Raw genomic sequence first — 2,104 nt, 5'->3', positions numbered from 1 at the left:
CGGCGAGCGGGGAGGGCGCCGCGAGGGCAGGCCGGACCGGGGCGGTCAGCGCTCCGGCCGCGCCGGCTCCCCGGGGCGCGAGCGCTCCGGCCGCGACGACCGCGACAGCTGGCGCAACTACGACGAGCCCACGGGACGCGAGCGCCGCTCCGGCGCGCGCGGGGGGCGTTCGGGCGGACGCGATAACCGCTCGACGTACGGCTCGTCCTCCCGCGGCGCGTCGACGCGCCGTCCGGGCGACCGCGGGGGCAGGCGGTAGCGAGCCTGCGGCAGGCCGGTGCAGAGGGAGCGTCCCCGGCTGGCCGCCGAGGCGGGGCACAGATCCCACGTGGGGGCTTCGACGCAGGTCGAGGCCCCTTTTTTCTCGCCTTCGACCTGAAATCTGCCGATACGGCGTTCGGATGGGCCGCAAGCGGGGATACTGCATCCGAGGTGAGACTATGAGCGATTTCGATCAGCGCGCGCCCCGTCGTAGCCCCGAGGACGGCTGCCCCGACCCCGACGAGCTCGAGTTCGGACGGGCCCTCGGCCCGTCGGACGCGTCCCCCGGCCGGTCCGACCCCTCCGGCGAGGCGGGCACATGGGGGCTCGACGAGCCGGACGCCGTGTGGGCCGAGCCCGTGGACGGGGAGGACACCGCCACGACCGTCATCCGGACCGAGCAGGTGTACCCGCCCCTGGACCGGGCGCAGGTCGACCGGTTCCCCGGTGCGGGCGAGGCGGCATCTGAGCAGGCGGCGCCTCCCGTGATGGAAGGGGCCCCGGCGGCGTCGCCCCTCGGGCAGGCGGCACCCTCCGCGATGGGGCCCGCCCCCGCCGCGGCGGCGATCGCCGGCCCCGGGTTCGACGAGGGCGTCCCCGCCGGGCGGGCGGTCCCGTCCGAACCGCCCGCGGTGCCGTATCCCGCGCCCGAACCGCCCGCGCAGGCACCTGCCGCCCCCGCGTATCCCGGAGCCGCGCCCGGGTACCCCGCCCCCGTCGCCGCGGCGCCGTATCCCGGTGCGGTCACCGGCGCCCCCCCCTGCACCCGGGCGCCGTCCCGCCGCGCCCCTCCGACACCCCGCGCTCTCCCGCGGCGGCCGCCGCCGGCTGGCTCGCGGCGGCGCTCGGGGGCTTCGGCGCGGTGATCGTCGCCCAGCTCGCCGTCGCCGTCGTCGGGTCGTTCGCCCTCACCCTGATCTTCCTCGCGCTGAACCCGACCGCGGGCACGGACGAGACGCTCGTCGCCGTCCTCGGCCCCGTCATGCTCGCGTCGCAGCTCGCCTGCCTCGCCATCTTCCTCCCGTGGTGGCTGCACCTGCGCCCGGTCTCGTTCGCCCGGACGCGGCGTCCGCGGGGGCGCGCAGGGGCCGCCGCGGTGACGCTCAGGGTGCTGTCCATCGCGATCCTGGGCATCGGGATGCAGATGGCCATCAGCTACCTGCTCACCTACCTGCTCCCGCTCGCCCCGCAGCTCGACGCGGAGTACGCCGAGGTCATCAACGACCCGGTCACGAGCGAGTTCACCCTGCTGTCGGTCATCGTCCTGGCGGTCGGCGCGCCGGTGACCGAGGAGCTCGCCTGCCGCGGCGTCATCTTCGAGTTCGCCCTGCGCGCGCTGAACCCCGGTCACGCCCCGCGCTGGCGCGACCGCTCGTGGCGCCGGCTCACCGGCGCGCCGGAGCCCGAGCTGCCCTCGGTCCCGACGGCGCGCTTCTGGGCGGCCAACGCGGTGCAGGCGCTGCTGTTCGGCGTACTGCACATGAACCTCGTCCAAGGGCTGTACGCCTTCGTCATGGGGCTCGTGCTCGGTTGGGTCGTCTGGCGGACGGGGCATCTGGGGTACAGCATCGGGCTGCACCTGGTGGTGAACTTCATGTCCTATTTCGTCGGGATCGTCTCGGGAACGCTCGAGATGCTCGGGGTCCCCTTCGCGATCGCGGCGTCGTTCGGCCTCGTCGCGCTCGGCGTCGCGCTGTTCGCCCTCGCGACCCGCCGCGACGCCGCGCCCGCGGACGGGACGGGGCCGCTGCAGGGGGCTTCTCCCTCGGCGCAGACGGGCGCGTAGGACCGGGAGGCCTGGGGCCCGGCGGCCGCCCGCGGGCGCCGCGCCCGGGGACGGGGC

The 2,104-nt window shown here is 76.3% G+C and carries 1 protein-coding gene and 1 pseudogene; both read left to right on the top strand.

The window, feature by feature from the left end:
- Positions 1–259: pseudogene (locus PHA29_RS10445) on the top strand (DEAD/DEAH box helicase); the annotation flags it as partial.
- A gap of 864 nt (positions 260–1,123) precedes the next feature.
- On the top strand, positions 1,124–2,047 hold the full coding sequence (locus tag PHA29_RS10440) for a CPBP family intramembrane glutamic endopeptidase (protein ID WP_270849575.1): 924 nt from the start codon (positions 1,124–1,126) through the stop codon (positions 2,045–2,047).
- Positions 2,048–2,104 lie beyond the last annotated feature (57 nt).

This window comes from Candidatus Collinsella stercoripullorum, from assembly GCF_027669965.1.
Taxonomy (GTDB): domain Bacteria; phylum Actinomycetota; class Coriobacteriia; order Coriobacteriales; family Coriobacteriaceae; genus Collinsella; species Collinsella stercoripullorum.
Note: the sequence above shows the minus strand (reverse complement) of the source record. Positions and strands in the feature narration are given on the sequence as shown.